Source organism: Agrobacterium sp. CNPSo 3708, assembly GCF_028674915.1.
Taxonomy (GTDB): domain Bacteria; phylum Pseudomonadota; class Alphaproteobacteria; order Rhizobiales; family Rhizobiaceae; genus Agrobacterium; species Agrobacterium cavarae.
On record NZ_JAQZSF010000002.1, the window covers coordinates 277,489 to 295,311 of the forward strand.

19 protein-coding genes and 1 tRNA gene are annotated in these 17,823 nt (G+C 57.8%); 7 read left to right on the forward strand and 13 right to left on the reverse strand.

What is annotated here, in order from left to right; translation table 11 throughout:
• Positions 1 to 4 precede the first annotated feature (4 nt).
• From PVA19_RS04275 to PVA19_RS04290, 4 genes are all read left to right on the forward strand, one after another.
• Positions 5 to 727, forward strand: a complete 723-nt coding sequence (locus PVA19_RS04275) for an ABC transporter ATP-binding protein (protein ID WP_062441459.1) — start codon at positions 5 to 7, stop codon at positions 725 to 727.
• The gene (locus PVA19_RS04280; protein WP_062424306.1) at positions 717 to 1,925 is read left to right on the forward strand and encodes an ABC transporter permease; all 1,209 of its coding nucleotides are present in this window, start codon (positions 717 to 719) and stop codon (positions 1,923 to 1,925) included. Before PVA19_RS04275 ends, PVA19_RS04280 begins: the two co-directional genes overlap by 11 nt.
• A 73-nt stretch (positions 1,926 to 1,998) precedes the next feature.
• Positions 1,999 to 2,481 carry a transcription elongation factor GreA gene (gene greA / locus PVA19_RS04285; RefSeq protein WP_062599944.1) on the forward strand — a complete coding sequence of 161 codons (483 nt, stop codon included), beginning with the start codon at positions 1,999 to 2,001 and terminating at the stop codon, positions 2,479 to 2,481.
• Positions 2,482 to 2,556: 75 nt separating this feature from the next.
• A complete protein-coding gene (locus tag PVA19_RS04290) occupies positions 2,557 to 3,492 on the forward strand; it encodes an MYG1 family protein (protein WP_062599945.1) in 936 nt (311 codons plus the stop codon).
• Between the two features lie 68 nt (positions 3,493 to 3,560).
• Here the strand turns inward: PVA19_RS04290 and sufA are convergent, their stop codons facing one another.
• The 7 genes from sufA to PVA19_RS04325 all read right to left on the reverse strand — a co-directional run bounded on the left by sufA (position 3,561) and on the right by PVA19_RS04325 (position 10,810).
• Positions 3,561 to 3,950 (reverse strand): Fe-S cluster assembly scaffold SufA, encoded by a 390-nt coding sequence (sufA, locus tag PVA19_RS04295; protein WP_062599946.1) that lies wholly within the window; start codon positions 3,948 to 3,950, stop codon positions 3,561 to 3,563.
• A 110-nt stretch (positions 3,951 to 4,060) separates the two neighbouring features.
• Positions 4,061 to 4,468 (reverse strand): SUF system Fe-S cluster assembly protein, encoded by a 408-nt coding sequence (locus PVA19_RS04300; RefSeq protein ID WP_082447347.1) that lies wholly within the window; start codon positions 4,466 to 4,468, stop codon positions 4,061 to 4,063.
• Between the two features lie 23 nt (positions 4,469 to 4,491).
• Positions 4,492 to 5,745, reverse strand: coding sequence for a cysteine desulfurase (locus PVA19_RS04305; RefSeq protein WP_112519657.1), 1,254 nt, complete (start codon positions 5,743 to 5,745; stop codon positions 4,492 to 4,494).
• The gene (sufD, locus tag PVA19_RS04310) at positions 5,738 to 7,009 is read right to left on the reverse strand and encodes a Fe-S cluster assembly protein SufD (RefSeq protein ID WP_274101312.1); all 1,272 of its coding nucleotides are present in this window, start codon (positions 7,007 to 7,009) and stop codon (positions 5,738 to 5,740) included. The genes PVA19_RS04305 and sufD overlap by 8 nt, the downstream gene beginning before the upstream one ends.
• A gap of 24 nt (positions 7,010 to 7,033) precedes the next feature.
• Complete coding sequence (gene sufC, locus PVA19_RS04315; protein ID WP_062424300.1) at positions 7,034 to 7,789, reverse strand: Fe-S cluster assembly ATPase SufC; 756 nt, start codon at positions 7,787 to 7,789, stop codon at positions 7,034 to 7,036.
• A 180-nt stretch (positions 7,790 to 7,969) separates the two neighbouring features.
• Positions 7,970 to 9,439, reverse strand: a complete 1,470-nt coding sequence (gene sufB, locus PVA19_RS04320) for a Fe-S cluster assembly protein SufB (protein ID WP_112953879.1) — start codon at positions 9,437 to 9,439, stop codon at positions 7,970 to 7,972.
• A gap of 201 nt (positions 9,440 to 9,640) precedes the next feature.
• Positions 9,641 to 10,810 (reverse strand): cysteine desulfurase family protein, encoded by a 1,170-nt coding sequence (locus PVA19_RS04325; RefSeq protein ID WP_274101313.1) that lies wholly within the window; start codon positions 10,808 to 10,810, stop codon positions 9,641 to 9,643.
• Between the two features lie 211 nt (positions 10,811 to 11,021).
• Here PVA19_RS04325 and PVA19_RS04330 point away from each other — a divergent pair, with 211 nt between their 5' ends.
• A complete protein-coding gene (locus PVA19_RS04330) occupies positions 11,022 to 11,699 on the forward strand; it encodes an alpha/beta hydrolase (RefSeq protein ID WP_062441481.1) in 678 nt (225 codons plus the stop codon).
• A gap of 100 nt (positions 11,700 to 11,799) precedes the next feature.
• Here PVA19_RS04330 and PVA19_RS04335 read toward each other — a convergent pair whose 3' ends face one another.
• Positions 11,800 to 12,345 carry a GNAT family N-acetyltransferase gene (locus PVA19_RS04335; RefSeq protein WP_112953883.1) on the reverse strand — a complete coding sequence of 182 codons (546 nt, stop codon included), beginning with the start codon at positions 12,343 to 12,345 and terminating at the stop codon, positions 11,800 to 11,802.
• 174 nt (positions 12,346 to 12,519) lie between these two features.
• Here PVA19_RS04335 and tyrS point away from each other — a divergent pair, with 174 nt between their 5' ends.
• On the forward strand, positions 12,520 to 13,773 hold the full coding sequence (tyrS, locus tag PVA19_RS04340; RefSeq protein WP_274101315.1) for a tyrosine--tRNA ligase: 1,254 nt from the start codon (positions 12,520 to 12,522) through the stop codon (positions 13,771 to 13,773).
• Positions 13,774 to 13,858: 85 nt separating this feature from the next.
• Here tyrS and PVA19_RS04345 read toward each other — a convergent pair whose 3' ends face one another.
• The 5 genes from PVA19_RS04345 to PVA19_RS22380 form a co-directional block, all read right to left on the reverse strand.
• Complete coding sequence (locus PVA19_RS04345; protein WP_376782042.1) at positions 13,859 to 14,317, reverse strand: lipocalin family protein; 459 nt, start codon at positions 14,315 to 14,317, stop codon at positions 13,859 to 13,861.
• A gap of 159 nt (positions 14,318 to 14,476) precedes the next feature.
• Entirely contained in the window at positions 14,477 to 14,920 is a 444-nt protein-coding gene (locus tag PVA19_RS04350) for a VOC family protein (RefSeq protein ID WP_274101316.1), read from the reverse strand.
• 65 nt (positions 14,921 to 14,985) lie between these two features.
• Positions 14,986 to 15,567: a hypothetical protein gene (locus tag PVA19_RS04355; protein WP_274101317.1), complete on the reverse strand. Its 582-nt coding sequence runs from the start codon at positions 15,565 to 15,567 to the stop codon at positions 14,986 to 14,988.
• Positions 15,568 to 15,647: 80 nt separating this feature from the next.
• Positions 15,648 to 15,722: transfer RNA gene (locus PVA19_RS04360), tRNA-Glu, on the reverse strand.
• Between the two features lie 225 nt (positions 15,723 to 15,947).
• On the reverse strand, positions 15,948 to 16,241 hold the full coding sequence (locus tag PVA19_RS22380; RefSeq protein ID WP_440599082.1) for a DUF1127 domain-containing protein: 294 nt from the start codon (positions 16,239 to 16,241) through the stop codon (positions 15,948 to 15,950).
• 94 nt (positions 16,242 to 16,335) lie between these two features.
• Here PVA19_RS22380 and PVA19_RS04365 point away from each other — a divergent pair, with 94 nt between their 5' ends.
• Positions 16,336 to 17,748 carry an aminotransferase-like domain-containing protein gene (locus PVA19_RS04365; protein ID WP_274101318.1) on the forward strand — a complete coding sequence of 471 codons (1,413 nt, stop codon included), beginning with the start codon at positions 16,336 to 16,338 and terminating at the stop codon, positions 17,746 to 17,748.
• Positions 17,749 to 17,823 lie beyond the last annotated feature (75 nt).

Here is a 17,823-nt window from a genome sequence, read left to right on the forward strand (position 1 = left end):
AAGCATGAGCGCACCGCCTCTGATCGAATTCCGCGATGTCGTGAAGCAATATGGTAAAGGCGAAGCGGCCATTCGGGCGCTGGACGGCGTCAGCTTGTCAATCAATGAACACGACTTCGTCGCCATCATGGGACCATCCGGCTCTGGCAAGTCCACTTCGATGAACATCATCGGCTGCCTGGATACGCCCACATCGGGAGAATATCTGTTTCAGGGCGTGCCCACCAGCGGCTTCGACAATGAGCACCTGACGCTGCTTCGCCGCCACATGCTGGGCTTTGTGTTTCAGGGCTTCAACCTGCTTTCGCGTACATCGGCCGTCGAGAATGTCGAGCTGCCATTGATCTATCGCGGCATGAAATCCGCAGAGCGGCGAGCGCTTGCCATGGAGGCCTTGGCACAGGTCGGGCTGAAGGGGCGTGAACACCACACCACGCAGGAGCTGTCCGGCGGGCAGCAGCAGCGCGTGGCAATTGCCCGTGCCATCGTCACCAAGCCGGCCTTGCTTCTTGCCGACGAGCCGACAGGCAATCTCGACACCAAAACCAGCATCGAGATCATGGACCTGATCACCTCGCTCAATCGCGATCGCGGCATCACCGTCGTGATGGTGACCCATGAAGAAGATATCGCCGCCCATGCCAAGCGCCTGCTGCGCTTCGTCGATGGCCGTCTGGGTTCGGACAGCGCCGTCAAGCATGGAATGGAGGCCACCGATGTTCTTTGAGACCGTCAGGCTCGCCATGCGTGCCATCAGCCGCAACATGCTGCGCTCCTTCCTCACCGTGCTCGGCGTCGTTATCGGTGTGGCAGCGGTCATCGCCATGGTCACCATCGGCAATGGCACGACGGAGCAGGTAAAGTCTGAGCTCTCGCGCCTCGGCACCAACATGCTTTTTGTCAGGCCCGGACAATTCGGCCCCGGTCGCGCCAGTGTCGATGCCAAACGCTTTACTGATAGCGACGTACAGGCCATCCGCGACCAGATCAGCGGTGTGCGGGCTGTCGCGCCGTTAAACCGGTCATCTGCGGCAACGGTCATTTATGGCGGCAAGAACCACCAGACGAGCGTCGTCGGCACAACCAACGACTATCTGATCGCGCAGGACTGGACGATAGCGCTAGGCCGCGAGTTTCTGCCCGCTGAAGATCGCGGGGGACAGATCGGCTGCATCATCGGTGAAACCGTTCGACAGGAACTGTTCGGATCGTCCGATCCGGTGGGACAGACGATCCGTGTGAGCAACATCTCCTGCCCGGTCATCGCTGTTCTGGGGCGCAAAGGGCAATCAGGTCTCGGCGATGATCAGGATGACACCGTGATCATGCCGCTGAAAATTCATCAGCGTCGCATTGGCGGCACGACGACGATCTCCTCCATCATGGTCTCCGCCCAAGACGGAGTCTCGACTGCAAAAGTGCAGTCCGACCTGGAAAATCTGCTGCGCGAGCGCCGGCGCATCGGGCTTGGCCGCCAGGACGATTTCACTGTCAACGACATGGCGCAGATCGCGTCTGCCATGACCGGTACCACCACCCTTTTGACGGGGTTGCTCGGCGCTGTCGCCGCCGTCAGTCTTCTGGTCGGCGGGATCGGCATCATGAACATCATGCTGGTGTCGGTGACGGAACGAACGCGCGAGATCGGCATCCGGCTTGCCATCGGCGCTCTGGAAAAGCAGGTTCTGACACAGTTCCTCGTCGAGGCCGTCATGCTTTCGGCCTTCGGCGGGACCGCGGGAATTTTGACAGGCCTTGGCCTGGCCTATGCGGTCGTCAGCTTCCTTGGCGTGCCCTTCGTCACCAGCCCGGTGATCATCGCCGTCGCCTTCGCCTTCTCGGCCGCTATCGGCGTGGTGTTCGGCTATTTTCCGGCTCGCCGTGCCGCAAGCCTCAGCCCTATCGAGGCATTGCGCCACGAGTAACGAGGCTGTCGAACTTGCTGAAGCGCCCTGCGCTCCCCATATGAAAACGAGCGAGAGTTGAGGGAGTTGGACCGTGAGCGTTGCGTTTGTGAAAGAAGAGAGTGCGGAAACTGCAGCGGAAACCCAGCTGCCGGATCGCCCTGTCTCGCAACATCCCAACCTCGTCACCGAAGCAGGTCTCAAGCTCCTTGAAGAACAGATGAAAGCTGCCCGCGCCGCGCATGAGATTGCCAATGCGGTGGAGGACGTGAACGAACGCCGGCGCCAGATCGCGCCACATCTGCGCGATATCCGCTATCTGGCGGAGCGGCTGCGCACCGCGCAGGTTATGCCCGCACCCGAGGCAAACGATGTTGTCTCCTTCGGAAGTACCGTCACCTTCACGCGTGAAGATGGCCGCGTGCAATCCTACCGTATCGTCGGCGAAGATGAGGCCGACCCGAAGGCCGGGTCCATTTCCTATGTTTCCCCCGTCGCTCGCGCTCTCAACGGCAAGGCCGTTGGTGATATTGTCACGGTGGGCGAGCAAGAGTTGGAAATTACAGCCATTCAATAAGCCGCCAGTTGCAGCAGGTCGAAATAACGGGTAACTGCCCGGTTACTTGACTTTCAGCAAAAGGTTTACTGCGCCATGGCGGTGGAATTCCTCGTCACTCATTCCGGCGGCTTCCATGCCGATGAATTGCTCTCCAGCGTCATTCTCACCCGGCTTTATCCGACGGCCAAGATCGTTCGCAGCCGCGCGCCGGAGTGGATCACCCCTGCGCAAGACCGGGTCATCTATGATGTTGGCGGGGCCTATGATGCCGAGGCGCAGATCTTCGATCACCACCAGCGCGGCGCCCCGCTGCGTGAGGATGGTCAGCCCTACAGTTCATTTGGCCTTGTGTGGAAACATTACGGTCGAGATTATCTCACCGCGCTTGGCGTTGCTGGCGCCGATATCGAAAACGTCCACGCGTCTTTCGACAAGAGCTTTGTGCTACCGATTGACCTTACCGACAATGGGGCGCTGAGCCCGGCCATTGCCGGCGAGCTTGCCGGTCTCACCTTGCCGTCTCTTTTGGAAACCTTGAAACCTTCATTCGACAACCGTGAACCAGGAGCTGACGACGAAGCCTTCCAGAGCGCGCTTGCGATCGCTCGCGCCTTTGTCGAAGCCGGCATCGAGAAGAAGGCCGCAAAGCTGCGGGCAGAGACGCTGGTTCTCAAAGCCATAGAGCGCACCGGCGAAAGACGCATCTTGGAATTGCCGATCGGAATGCCTTTCAGGCCAGCCATCGTCAAGGCCGGTGCCGATCATCTGCTCTTCGTCGTTCATCCTCGCGACAAGGACTGGTGCGTCACAGGCATCCGCCGCGCGGAAGAAGGTTTCGAGCTTCGCGCCGATCTGCCCGTCTCCTGGGCTGGCTTGACCAATGGCGATCTGGAGCAGGCGAGCGGCGTTGAAGGCGCAACCTTCTGTCACAATGGGCGCTTTATCGCGGCTGCAAAGACGCGAGAAGCCGCAATGACGATGGCCGAGATTGCCACACAGGAAGCCCTGCTAGAGGGGCAATCCGCTTAAGTACCGTCTTTGGAAAATGAAGTGTCGCGGTGCTTGGGAACAAGCACCGCAATGCCAACCGGCATTTCTCAGACGCTTGCCTCGGCCTCACGCTGCTTGGCGAGCATGGCAAGATCTGCGGCCTTCAGTTCGACGGATTCGCCGCAGCCGCATGCCGATGTCTGGTTCGGATTGTTAAAGGTAAAGCCGGAGCGCATCTTGGTGACTTCGAAATCCATCTGCGTGCCAAGCAGGTAGAGCACGGCGGATGGCTGAATCCAGACCTTTGCACCATCATGCTCGATCAGGTCGTCCTTGGAATCAGGCTCGGTTACGAGATCGATGGTGTATTCCATCCCGGCGCAGCCGCCCTTCTTGATCCCGACCCGCACGCCCTTGGCCTCAGCGCCCGAATTATCAACGATCGCCTTGACGCGAGAGGCCGCAGCCTCCGTCATTGTCATCACTGCAAAGCCCATGGGCTCACCACTCCTTCGACAGTCGGGTTCAAGGCCCGATGTTTATGGACTTAAATCTAGTCTTGCGTCGCGACGGTATCAAGTGTTGTCGATTGTGCAATCGACCGCGCTCAGTACCAGCCCACCGCAACCTGCGCTTCTTCCGACATGCGATCCGGCGTCCAGGGCGGATCGAAGGTCATTTCAACCGTCACGCCGGATACGCCCTCGACGGCGCCAACCGCGTTTTCCACCCAACCCGGCATTTCTCCGGCAACGGGGCAACCGGGTGCAGTCAGCGTCATGACGATCTTGACCATCCGGTCGTCTTCGATGTCGATCTTGTAGATGAGACCAAGTTCGAAAATATCGGCTGGAATTTCCGGATCGTAGACGGTCTTCAGCGCGGCCACGACGTCGTCGCTGAGCCGCGCCAGCTCATCCGGGGCGATGCTGGAGGTCTTGGCAGGGGCTTGCACAGCCTCTTCTGCAGGCGATTGTGCCAGATCCTGCAGCTGTTCTGTCGTATCGGTGCTCATGGTCCTGATCCTCAATTCCGATGTCAGGCGAAAAATTTGCGGGCGTAATCGAGTGCTTCGGCCAGCGCATCCACTTCCGCGCGGGTATTGTAAAGCCCGAATGATGCTCGGCATGTGGAGGTCACGCCGAAGCGTTTCAAGAGCGGCATGGCGCAATGTGTACCGGCGCGCACGGCGACGCCGCGGCGGTCGATGACCATCGAGACATCATGGGCATGGATGCCTTCAAGCTCGAAGGAGAAGATGCCACCCTTCCCCGGCGCATTGCCGATGATGCGCAGAGAGTTGATGTCTCGCAGACGTTCGGTGGCATAGGCGGCAAGATCCGCCTCATGTGCAGCGATCGCCGCGCGTCCGAGATTATCCATATAGTCCAGTGCATAGCCGAGACCGATCGCTTGGACGATCGGCGGCGTGCCCGCCTCGAAACGATGCGGCGGCTCGTTATAGGTGATCTCGTCCTCAGAGACGTCGAGGATCATTTCCCCGCCGCCCTGGAAGGGACGCATCTCTTTCAACCGGTCGGCCTTGCCGTAGAGAACGCCGATACCCGATGGGCCATAGAGCTTGTGACCCGTCATCACGTACCAGTCACAATCGATATCGCGGACATCGACCGGCATGTGAACCGCACCCTGGCTGCCATCGATCAGCACCGGGATCCCGCGCTCGTGGGCAATGCGGCAAATTTCCTTGACGGGCACGATGGTGCCGAGCGCGTTGGACATATGGGTGATGGCGACGAGCTTGGTGCGCTCCGTCAGACTTTTTTCGAAAGCCTCGATATGAAACGCGCCTTCGTCATCCACCGGCACCCAGACGAGCTTGGCACCCTGCCGCTCGCGGATAAAATGCCAAGGCACGATATTGGAATGGTGCTCCATGATCGAGAGGACGATCTCATCGCCCTCGCCGATCTTCGGCATGCCGTAGCCATAGGCGACCGTGTTGATCGCCTCGGTAGAAGACTTGGTGAAGACGATTTCATCCACCGAGCCGGCATTCAAAAAGCGTCGCACCTTTTCGCGCGATGCTTCATAGGCATCCGTTGCCGCATTGGAGAGAAAATGCAGGCCGCGATGCACATTGGCATATTCGTTGGAATAGGCATGCGACACCGCATCGATGACCACCTGCGGCTTCTGCGCGGACGCGCCATTGTCCAGGTAGACAAGCGGCTTGCCATAGACCTCACGCGAAAGGATTGGAAAATCCTTGCGCACGGCCTCGACATCGTAGGGAGCCGCTCTGACGGCGCGTTCGCTATTATCAGGCATGATCTTCCAGCCAGCTGGAGATGATACCTTCCAGCGCCTCTACCAGATTGTCGTCTTCCAACTCTTCGACGATTGCCGCGACGAATGCGTTCACCAGCATGGCACGCGCCTTCGCCCGCGGCACGCCACGCGCCATCAGGTAATAAAGGTGTTCGTCGCTGATATCGGCAACAGTTGCGCCATGGCCGCACTGAACGTCGTCTGCGAAGATTTCAAGTTCAGGCTTTGCCGAAAATTCGCCATCGTCGGACATCAGCAGGGTGTTGCAGGACATCTTGGCGTCTGTCTTCTGGGCATCGGGCGCGACCCGGATCATACCCTGGAAGATACCCTTGGCACGATCGAAGACGACGTTGCGGAAGATTTCCGTCGAGGTCGTGTTCGGCACGTTGTGGCCGAGAACCATCGTCACATCCGTATGGGTTTCGCCGCCCAGCAGGTTGACGCCACGCACGGAGAGATCGGTGCCCTCACCCTCCACATCGATGCGCAGTTCCTGGCGCACGAGCTTGCCGCCTGCATTGATGATGAAGAGGCGAAGATTGGCGTCCGCGCCAAGCTTGATGCGCAATTGAGCCAGATGCGTATCGGCCACACCCTGCTGCTGCAAAAGGATATAGGTGGCTTCCGCTCCGTCTTGAACCTCAAGATCGGTGACATGCGTGACAAGTGCTGCTTCCGCAGCAATCGACAGGTGACGCTCGATGATCGTGGCCTTGGAGCCCTTGCCGAAGCGAACTGGAGAGCGGGTGTGAACCTGCCCGGCGCCATGGATCACCTGAAGCTCAAGCGGACGCTCGATCTGGGCCTCATCCGGCACGGTTACCGAGTAACCATCACGCACGAAGCTGCCATTCAGGCGGCCGATCATGTCGTCCTTGTCAGCCGCCACAAGCGAGCCGGCAGCCGTGCCATCCAGCAGGCTTTCGGCAAAGCTTACAACTTCGAAATCGACGATCTCGGTATCTGCCGACTTGCCGTGGCGTAGATAGACAACCTGCGATCCGGCAACGGCTGAATCACGCTTCTCGATCACCGGCGCAGAGGCATCCTCGGGGATGCTGCGCAGCAGGGTTTTCATATCGGTATAGTGCCAGGCCTCGATGCGACGCGTCGGAAGACCGGCGGTCTTCAAGTCGTCGAACAGCACGTCGCGCGCAGCGACGACATCGCCATTGCCGGGAAGCTCGGTGAACTTGGCTGTGAAGGCTTCCACCAGTGCGGTTTCCGCAGGTGTCAGCCTGTTTGTCGTTTGAATATTCATGGACATGGTCTCCTGGCCCGCTGATTAGGCCGCTTCACCGATGATGTCGGCGTAACCATTGTTTTCCAGTTCCAGCGCCAGTGCCTTGTCGCCCGAACGGATGATCTTGCCCTTATAAAGAACATGGACGCTGTCCGGCACGATGTAATCGAGCAGGCGCTGATAGTGGGTGATGACGACGGTCGCACGATCCGGAGACTTCAACGCGTTGACGCCATCGGCAACGATTTTCAGCGCATCAATGTCGAGACCGGAGTCCGTTTCGTCCAGAACGCAGAGCTTCGGCTCAAGCAGCGCCATCTGCAGGATTTCCGCGCGCTTCTTCTCACCGCCGGAGAAGCCGACATTGAGCGGACGCTTCAGCATGTCCATGTCGATCTTCAGATCGCCAGCCGCTTCCTTCACCTTCTTGATGAAGTCAGGCGTTGTAAGTTCAGCTTCGCCGCGTGCCTTGCGCTGCTCGTTCATCGCAACCTTCAGGAACTGCATGGTCGCAACGCCTGGAATTTCGACCGGGTACTGGAAAGCGAGGAAGATGCCCTTGGCAGCACGTTCTGCCGCGTCCAGCTCCAGAATGCTCTCGCCATTATAGAGAATATCGCCAGAGGTTACTTCGTAATCTTCGCGGCCCGAAAGAATATAGGACAGCGTGGACTTGCCGGAGCCGTTAGGACCCATGATGGCCGCCACTTCGCCAGCGGCAACCTTCAGGTTCAGACCCTTGATGATCTCGGTTTCGGTATCGGCGATCTTTGCGTGCAGGTCGATGATTTCAAGCATGTTTCAATTCCTGTTCGTAGTGCGGCTTCAAGGACCGCCTCGTTGGCCAGTGCAGGCCGTTCTCAATTCTCACATCCGTCATCCTCGGGCTTGACCCGAGGATCCAACCGATCAATTCGATATGCGACGCCGCGTCAGTGGATCCTCGGGCCAAGCCCGAGGATGACGCGGAGCAAGGCCTTAGCCCACGGAGCCTTCCAGCGAGATGCCGATCAGCTTCTGCGCTTCGACAGCAAATTCCATCGGCAGTTCCTGAATGACGTCCCTGACGAAGCCGTTGACGATCAACGCGATCGCGGCTTCTTCAGGAATGCCACGCTGCAAGCAGTAGAACAGCTGATCCTCGGAAATCTTGGATGTCGTTGCTTCATGCTCGAAATGCGCCGAGGCATTCTTTGCTTCGATGTAAGGCACGGTATGCGCCCCGCACTTGTCGCCAATCAGAAGGCTGTCGCACTGCGTGAAATTGCGCGCATTGGTCGCCTTGCGATGGGCCGAGACCTGACCGCGATAGACGTTTTCCGAGAAGCCTGCTGCGATGCCCTTGGCAATGATGCGGCTCGACGTGTTCTTGCCGAGATGGATCATCTTGGTGCCGGAATCGACCTGCTGGTAACCGTTGGAGACAGCGATCGAGTAGAACTCGCCGCGGCTGTCATCACCGCGCAGAATGCAGGATGGGTACTTCCACGTGATGGCAGAACCTGTTTCAACCTGCGTCCAGGAGATTTTCGAGCGGTGACCGCGGCAATCGCCGCGCTTGGTCACGAAGTTGTAGATGCCGCCCTTGCCTTCCTTGTCGCCCGGATACCAGTTCTGGACGGTGGAGTACTTGATCTCGGCATCGTCGAGCGCCACGAGTTCGACAACAGCAGCGTGAAGCTGGTTTTCATCGCGCTGCGGTGCGGTGCAGCCTTCCAGATAGGAAACGTAGGCGCCTTCTTCCGCAATGATCAGCGTGCGCTCGAACTGGCCCGTGTTCTTCTCATTGATGCGGAAATAGGTGGAAAGCTCCATCGGGCAACGCACGCCCTTTGGAATGAAAACGAATGAACCGTCTGTAAAGACCGCCGAGTTCAACGTCGCATAGAAGTTGTCGGTCGTCGGAACGACGGAGCCCAGATACTTCTTCACCAGGTCCGGATGTTCGCGAACAGCTTCCGAAATGGACATGAAGATCACGCCCGCCTTCTTCAGTTCTTCCTTGAAGGTCGTGACGACGGAAACCGAGTCGAACACGGCATCCACGGCCACGCGACGGTTCTCGACGCCGGCCAGGATTTCCTGTTCCTTCAGCGGAATGCCGAGCTTCTCATAGACCTTCAGCAGCTCAGGATCGACATCTTCAAGCGACTTGGGACCTGGCGTGCTCTTTGGCGCAGCGTAGTAATAAAGGTCGTTAAAGTCGATCTTCGGATAGTTGACGCGCGCCCAGGTGGGCTCTTCCATCGTCAACCAGCGCTGATAAGCGTCGAGACGCCATTGGAGCAGCCACTCCGGCTCCTGCTTCTTGGCGGAAATGAACCGGATAACCTCTTCCGACAGACCCTTAGGCGCCTTGTCGACTTCGATCTCGGTTTCGAAACCGTATTTATACTGGTCCACGTCGATCTGGCGAACCTGATCGATTGTTTCCTGAACCGCTGCCATTGTCGTTCTCCAATCTCGCCGGATACAAGGTCCGGTGGCTTGTCAACGTATCAAGACGGAACCCCCGCCTTCATTCGCGCTTCACATAAATGCGGGAGCCATCTGAGGCCAGCGCTTTCATGCGTTTATTTAAGAGCGGGTTGGCGTTTTTCCCACCGCACCGCAAGCGAAATTTTGACATTTCGCAATTTATCCCAGCCCTCAGGCTGCCTGACCGGAAAGCTTGCGCCGTCCTGCAATCTTGCTAAAGGCGCGGACCGCCTTCTCTATATCATCTACCGTTGTCGCGTGCCCGAGTGAAATGCGCAGAGCACCGAGCTTCGGATCCTGCCCCATCGCCGTCAGCACATGGCTCTCTCCGACTTTACCCGAAGAGCAGGCCGACCCGGCTGAGAGAGCAACACCTTCGATATCGAAGGCGATCTGCCCCGTTTCCGACTTCAAGCCGGGAAGCGTGAAGAAGGTGGTGTTGCCGACGCGCGCGACATCCGCACCGTGGATGATGACATCCGGCGCGGAGACGCGCATTCCGTCTTCCAGCCGCTTCCTTAACGAGGCCAAACGCGGGCTTTCCGCCTTTTGCATTCGTGCCGCTTCTTTTGCGGCCACACCAAAACCGAGAATAGCGTGCGTGTTCTCGGTGCCCGAACGATGACCCTTTTCCTGCCCGCCACCATGGATCAGCGGCAAAGGCATCATCACTTTACCGCGGGAGATCAGGGCGCCAACACCTTTCGGGCCACCAATCTTGTGTGACGACACGATCAGGAAATCCGCGTCTAGCGCTTCGATCTCCACCGGGATGCGCCCAACGGCCTGGACGGCATCGACCACGAGCAAGCCACCGGCAGCATGAACGAGCCGCGCCGCATCTTTCACTGGCTGTATGATGCCTGTCTCATTGTTGACCAGCATCAACGCCACCATCGGCAGGCCCGATGCCCGGTCGTGTCGCGAAAGCAGGCTTTCCAATGCTTCGATATCGAGCAGCCCCTGCTCCGTCACCGGAACTTCCGTGACTGCGGACCGACTAAACCTTCCGCCCTCGCGAACTGCCGGATGCTCGATCGCGGATACGTAGAGATGGCTTATATTTAAGGGTGAACGGCCCATTTTAAAGTGCGGGCACAGAACAAGGTTTGCAGCTTCCGTCGCGCCGCTGGTGAAAACGACGTGCGATGCATCAGCGCCGACCAGCGCAGCCACATCCCGACGCGCAGCCTCAACGCCCGCGCGAACAGCACGTCCTTCCTTGTGAACAGACGAGGGATTGCCGGATAGATCGAGAGCAGAAACAAGCGCATCACGGACGGCCGGCAGCAAAGGTGCTGTCGCATTCCAGTCCAGATATGTGCGCTCCGCTGTGCCCATGGCGCAAATCGTGCCTTTATCCCGATCATTCGCGCCTCAGAGCGCATTTTCCTTGAAATTTCCGTCACCCTTGCCTTATGACACCACCAACAGCGCCACGGAACGCAAGTTTCGAACAGTTCTAAACTAGGTTTTAGAAAAGCTGACCATCCACGTCAAGTCTTCTTGCGCGGGGAAAGAGTCAGAAACATAAAAACCGACCGGAGTACCTATGCCTGAAGTCATTTTCAACGGCCCCGCAGGTCGTCTCGAAGGCCGCTACCAGCCCTCCAAGGAAAAAAGCGCACCGATCGCCATCATTCTTCATCCGCATCCGCAGTTCGGCGGCACGATGAACAATCAGATCGTCTACCAGCTCTTCTACATGTTCCAGAAGCGCGGTTTTACGACGTTGCGTTTCAACTTCCGCTCCATCGGCCGCAGCCAGGGTGAGTTCGATCATGGCGCTGGCGAATTGTCGGACGCTGCGTCCGCGCTCGACTGGGTGCAGAGCCTGCATCCTGATTCCAAGAGCTGTTGGGTCGCCGGCTACTCCTTCGGTTCATGGATCGGCATGCAGCTCCTGATGCGCCGTCCGGAAATCGAAGGTTTCATGTCGATTGCCCCGCAGCCCAACACTTACGACTTCTCCTTCCTGGCCCCCTGCCCGTCATCCGGCCTGATCATCAATGGCGATGCGGACAAGGTTGCACCTGAAAAGGATGTCAACGGGCTGGTGGAAAAGCTGAAGACCCAGAAGGGTATTCTCATCACCCACCGTACCGTACCTGGCGCAAACCACTTCTTCAGCGGCAAGGTGGACGAGTTGATGAGCGAATGCGGCGACTATCTCGACCGCCGCCTGAATGGCGAACTGGTGCCGGAGCCCGCGGCCAAGCGCATCCGCTAAAAGATCCAAAGAACTTTCAGAGCCGCCGGTCACTCCGGCGGTTTTTTGTTGGAACAGTGCTTAATCTCAAGCCTGATGCTCTGTCCGGACCGGACTCACATCAACTCCATCGCGTTGCGATCTGGTCATGCATGGCAGCAGTATACTCAAATGTCGGACACACGAGCCCCTCGACGGTCATCGACCGGCACGGTCGCATGCCGATCTTGGTCAGCACTTTCTGTGACGCTATGTTGTCCGGGTGGGTGAAGGCGATGAACTTGTCCGCGATCTTTCGGTCGAAGAACCAGTTTCGCAATGCCATGCCGATCTCTGTCGCATAGCCCCTGCCCCACTCCGTCTGGCAAAGCGAATAGCCCAATTCGAAATTGGGTCTCTCGCCTCCAAAGAATGAGAAACCTGCCCTTCCGAGAAAACGACCCTCGTCACGTGACAGGAGCTTGTACTTCGTGGTGCCATAACTGTGGTGATCATCGATCCAGCGCGACAATCGTTCTTCGCATTTCTCGTTGCTCCACGGTGCCGATCCCGTGAGGTAGCGAGTCGTCTCGATTGTTGAATGAAGTTGATGGACAAGCGTGACGTCACCGGGCGCCCACATTGTCACTTTCAGCCTCTCAGTCTCGAGTATGACTTGCTCGCGCATTTTTCCTACCTTTCCATTGCCGTACCGCTATCGCCCAACCCGTAGCGAGTAAGCGTCCATCGAAGCGAACATTCATGGCCGAAACGGGTGTAATTTCCAAAAAACAATGATAAAGCCGCTGCCATTCACTGAAATGCAGTGAAGGTCACGACTAATCCCAGAAAGAAAAAGGTTATGTCCAGGTTCAAGTCCGATTTCCTCCGCACGCTCGATGAGCGCGGCTTCATTCACCAGATCTCCGATGAGGCAGGTCTCGACGAACTGTTCGCCAAGGAAACCGTGACTGCCTATATCGGCTATGACCCGACTGCGCCCAGCCTTCACGCAGGTAGCCTCATTCAGATCATGATGCTGCACTGGATGCAGAAGACAGGCCATCAGCCAATTTCGCTGATGGGCGGCGGCACCGGCATGGTGGGCGATCCGTCTTTCAAGGACGAAGCGCGTCAGTTGATGACCATCGATACGATCGAGAGCAACATCGCCTCGATCAAGCGGGTGTTTTCGAACTACCTCGACTACGATCGCGCGGATAAGCCAGCCTTGATGATCAACAACGCCGACTGGCTGCGTGACATCAACTATCTCGAGTTCCTGCGCGATGTCGGTCGGCATTTCTCAGTCAACCGCATGTTGTCCTTCGAAAGCGTCAAGACACGCCTAGACCGCGAGCAGTCGTTGTCGTTCCTTGAGTTTAACTACATGATCCTCCAGGCCTACGACTATGTAGAGCTGAACAAGCGCACCGGCTGCAGGCTGCAGATGGGCGGTTCGGACCAGTGGGGCAACATCATCAACGGGATCGATCTCGGCCATCGCATGGGAACGCCGCAGCTTTACGCGCTGACCTCGCCACTTCTGACCACATCCTCAGGTGCGAAGATGGGCAAGTCGGCCAACGGCGCTGTCTGGCTTAACCCAGACATGCTGTCGGCCTACGACTTCTGGCAGTACTGGCGCAACACGGAAGATGCGGATGTTTCCCGCTTCCTCAAGCTCTACACCACACTGCCAATGGACGAGATCGCTCGGCTTTCAGCGCTCGGCGGCTCGGAAATCAACGAGGTCAAGAAGATCTTGGCGACCGAGATCACCGCCATGCTTCATGGTCGGGAAAACGCAGAACAGGCTGCCGAAACCGCTCGCAAGACTTTTGAGGAAGGGGCGCTTTCCGACAACTTGCCGTCGATCGAAGTGGCGAAGACAGACTTGGAAGCAGGCATCGGTCTTCTCTCGCTGATCGTGCGTGCCGGTCTTGCCGCGTCCAACGGCGAAGCCCGTCGGCACGTTCAGGGTGGTGCGGTGCGCATCAACGACGAGAGCGTTTCGGATGAGCGCAAACTTATCGGCGCGGGCGAAGTGACAGCAGATGGCATCATCAAGCTTTCGCTTGGCAAGAAGAAGCACATTCTGGTGCGCCCGGCCTAATCCATTTGCCAAAGTCTAAGGGCCGCGAAAGCGGCCCTTAGATCATCCCAAGCTGCAGTGCAACGCGGCCCCACAATTCGCGACATCAAAACTCGGGAAACTCGAGCTTCGAGGTATCGTAGCCGAGTTCCTTTGCCTTCCTGACCATCACAGCCAGCTTGGCTTTAGACGGAACGGAGCGAGAATAAATCCACAGATTCTCCATGTCCGGCGTTGCGCTGATAAACCACGTCTTGTCAGGCGAATTGTAGAGCACCCAGTAATTGAAGGTGATGAAGAGCGGATAGCGAACCCGCATCTTCGCCTTGGTCGTTTTCGCGTCCGTTATAGTCCCAATACCCTCGACCGTCTTGAGCTTTCCGGTCGGCGATCCTTCGCGGCATCCATCTTCAACCAGCACCTGCCCGGGCGAGGAACCGGGCTTATAGATCGAATAGCCCGCCACGCAGCCATCGGTCAGCCACATGGGCGTCCTGCCAATTTCGAGCCACTTCCCGCGGTAGTGCGACATGTCGGTCTGCGCAACCGCTGGCGCTTTCGCCATCTCGGCCTGCGCTGGGGAAAAGACGCTAATACCCAAGGCGCACGAGACGAGGCCTGCGCTGGCCCATCGAAGCAGTGTGTTCATGCTGGTTCTCCGCAAAGGTGTTGCCGGAAACGCTTGGCTTGCAGAGCGGTTGCATCAACAAGATGGTGATGAGGATTAGGCGGTCACAGCGCGCCCATCCGGATATTCTGCCGGTCCCTTCACCTCCAACAAATTACCGAAAGGATCGCGGATATAAAAGGAATGCCCCATTCCACGTGCACCGCCATGCATCGCCTCACGCTCGATGATCACGCCATGATGTTCCAGGTGCGCTCGCAACGCATCGTGCTCGAACGGTCCCGTCGCAATGCAGATATGATCGACATTTCGTCCACCGGCCACCGGTGGCGCAGCCTTCTGGCCGCCTGGGTGAGTGATATCCCACAAAACGATCAGCGACGCGCCGCACCAAACCTGCTCCATGCCGAGTGCCGGATAGGAATAGCCGGGCCGGCATCCCAGCACCTCATGGTAGAATGTGAGCGCCTTTTCCATGTCGTCGACCAGCAGCACGACGTGATCTATTCCCACAAGCGAAAACGGTACATTCGATGTCACGAAAAATCCTCCCAGAATGACGCTCACAAACATCACGCAATGGCGGATAGGGTCAACTGCAAACCTTACCTGGGTTCTTCCAGGCAAAGCTGGAGCAGTTCGTTGACCGAGGTCTCGCGACCCACCTCAATCTTTTGCAGGGAGAGACGTGATGCCTCCTCGCCGACGAAGCGATTGAACGCGACCGCCCGTTGAGCAAACTTGTCGATCAGAAACCGAGCATGGGGATCGCGCGAACCGTAATTGCTCTCTGCTGTGATCCGGCGCTCCAGCACGCCCTCGGCAGCAACGAGCCAAATTGCCCGCACATGCTGCATATCCAACTGTGAAACGAGTTCCGGCAAGAGCGCCGAGCCCTCTAAAACAAGACGCTCTCCGCTCTCGATCAGTGGCAGCACGAGTGGGCTCCACATGGAGCGATAATGGGCGAGCACGGATTGCATCATCTGATCCAGCGCCAGATCGCGATAATGTTCAACGACATGCGGTGGCGGTAGCTCAGGCGGATCGCGCCAGGGCCGTCCAGGATGCTGCGCCAGACTGTCGGTTGAAATGCAACGACAACCGAGATGGTTGGCGACGGCCTCGGCCAGAGTCGATTTCCCGGCATGGGAAGATCCGCCGATGAGAAACAAGCGGGCAGTCATTAGCGTCCTCGTGCAGGCAACAAGAAACGCGAGGAATAGATGTTGGAAAAGGCAATTTTGAGGGGGAGTACAAAGCCAAGTGGCACGCCCTAGGGGAGTCGAACCCCTCTTTTCAGAATGAAAATCTGACGTCCTAACCGATAGACGAAGGGCGCGTGCGCTTGGTTTGTGGCGCCCTTATAGTCAGAGGTTTTCGATACCGCAAGCGGTAAAATGCAGGATTTGACAAAAAAATGACATCGCAGTCGCAACGCTCTGAATAACAAGGATTACCTATTCAAAACAAAAGCTTGTTCGATAGCAAAAAGCCCGCTGCACCGGTTGGGACAGGTGCTGCGGGCTTCTCATCTCGATGCATATCCGCATCGAGAAGCAGGTCCTCAGAGAAAACGCGTCCAGCTCAATGTGAACGCCTTTCGGGTCTCCTCATAGGCTTCCGTCCGGGACAGCCCGATATCTGCGAGTTGTTCAGGGGAAAGATCGTGGAGGCTCAGCCGGCTTTGCCGTTTGACATACCAGAATGCGAGGCGCTGCAACACGCGGGCAAGAACGCTTTGCGTTTCCGTCGGCACAAAAAGCCTGGCGGGTGTCATCTGATCTCGGACGAACCTTGCCGGTGTCGGCTCAACGCTCTCCTGTTCCGCTAGTGCTAGATATTCTTCCATCCTGCGCATGATTGTACCTGCCTGGCGTTCTGCCCTTCTGCTTGATCTTCGAGACAATCAATACAATTGACATATATAGGGGTACAATGCTTATATTGTCACCATGACAAATTGGCTTCCAAACCTCGCCGAGGGCTCCGGCCCAATCTATGTCCGCCTTGCCGACCATATCGAATCTGCGATTGAAGATGGCGTTCTGGCTCCAGGGACAAAATTGCCGCCGCAACGAAATCTCGCCTTCGACCTGGGGGTTACGATCGGCACCATTAGCCGAGCCTACTCGCTGATTCACGAGCGTGGCCTCGTCAGCGGCGAAGTTGGTCGCGGAACCTATGTGAATGACCGCAAGCCTGCAGAGGCGGCACAGAAGGCGGTCGAGAGCCCCTTCGGCGGCACAAGGATGTCATTGGCGGCGCCCGGCCAGATCGCCTTCAACGGCACCGCAGCGCCAGATAATGGCCAGCAGGAGGTCATTGCATCGCATGTGACCGAGATCGTCAGAGAGAAGCCGTCCGAGATCATGGACTACACCCGCTCCTTCCCATCCTTCTGGGCGGAAGCGGGGGCAAGGTGGCTTTCCCATCAAGGCTGGTCTCCCAGGCCGGAACATGTCGTCACAACGCTTGGCGCCCATGCGGGCGTGATGAGCATCATCACCGCCATGACCGCGCCTGGGGACCGTATCGTCTTCGAACCCGTCACCTATTCGCAAATCAGCCGCGCCGCTTCGCTTTCCGGTCGACGGATATCAATCGTAGATATTGATGCCGATGGCATCATCCCGGACGAGTTCGAACGGATCTGCGCACAGCAGCACCCGAAGATCGTTTTTCTGATGCCTGCCGGTCAAAATCCAACCTGCTCAACACTCCCGCTTGAGCGCCGCAAGGCAATCGTCGAGATCGCCCATCGCCACAATGTCTGGATCGTCGAAGACAATCTCTACGGTGCGATGACCGGCAACCCCCTGCCGCTGATCGCCGAACTTGCGCCGGACAGAACGTTCCTGGTGAACGGCCTTTCAAAATCGGTCAGCGCGGGTTTGCGTGGCGGCTGGGTGGCCTGCCCGCCCGCCTTCGTCACACGCATTCGCGTGGCTCACAAGATGCTGACCGGTGGCATTCCCTTCCTGATGGCCGAGCTCTCCGCGCGACTGGTGATCAGCGGCGATGCGGAGGACATCCGAAAGGGGTGCATAGAGGAGATCGAGGCGCGAAAAGCCATCGTCAGCGAAACCTTGAAGGGGGTGGATTTCAATAGCGCACCGGGCATCGCTTTCGTCTGGGTGAAACTTCCCGAACCCTGGCTTTCCGGCACCTTCCGAAATGCGGCGATGAACGAGAATGTCCTGATCGACGATGAAGACGAATTCAAGCCAGCCAGAACCGACCGGATCTTCCATCGGGTCCGGATCAGCTTTTCGCTGCCCAAGACCCATGACGAATTAAAACGCGGGCTCGGCGTCCTCAGAAGGCTGCTCGACAACGGTTCTGCGGGCTATGACAGCATTGAATAGAGGCGACGAAGACGCTGAATTGAAGGCCTGCCGAGGCATTTTCCTATCGCAAGAATGCATGTCTTAGGGTAAAGA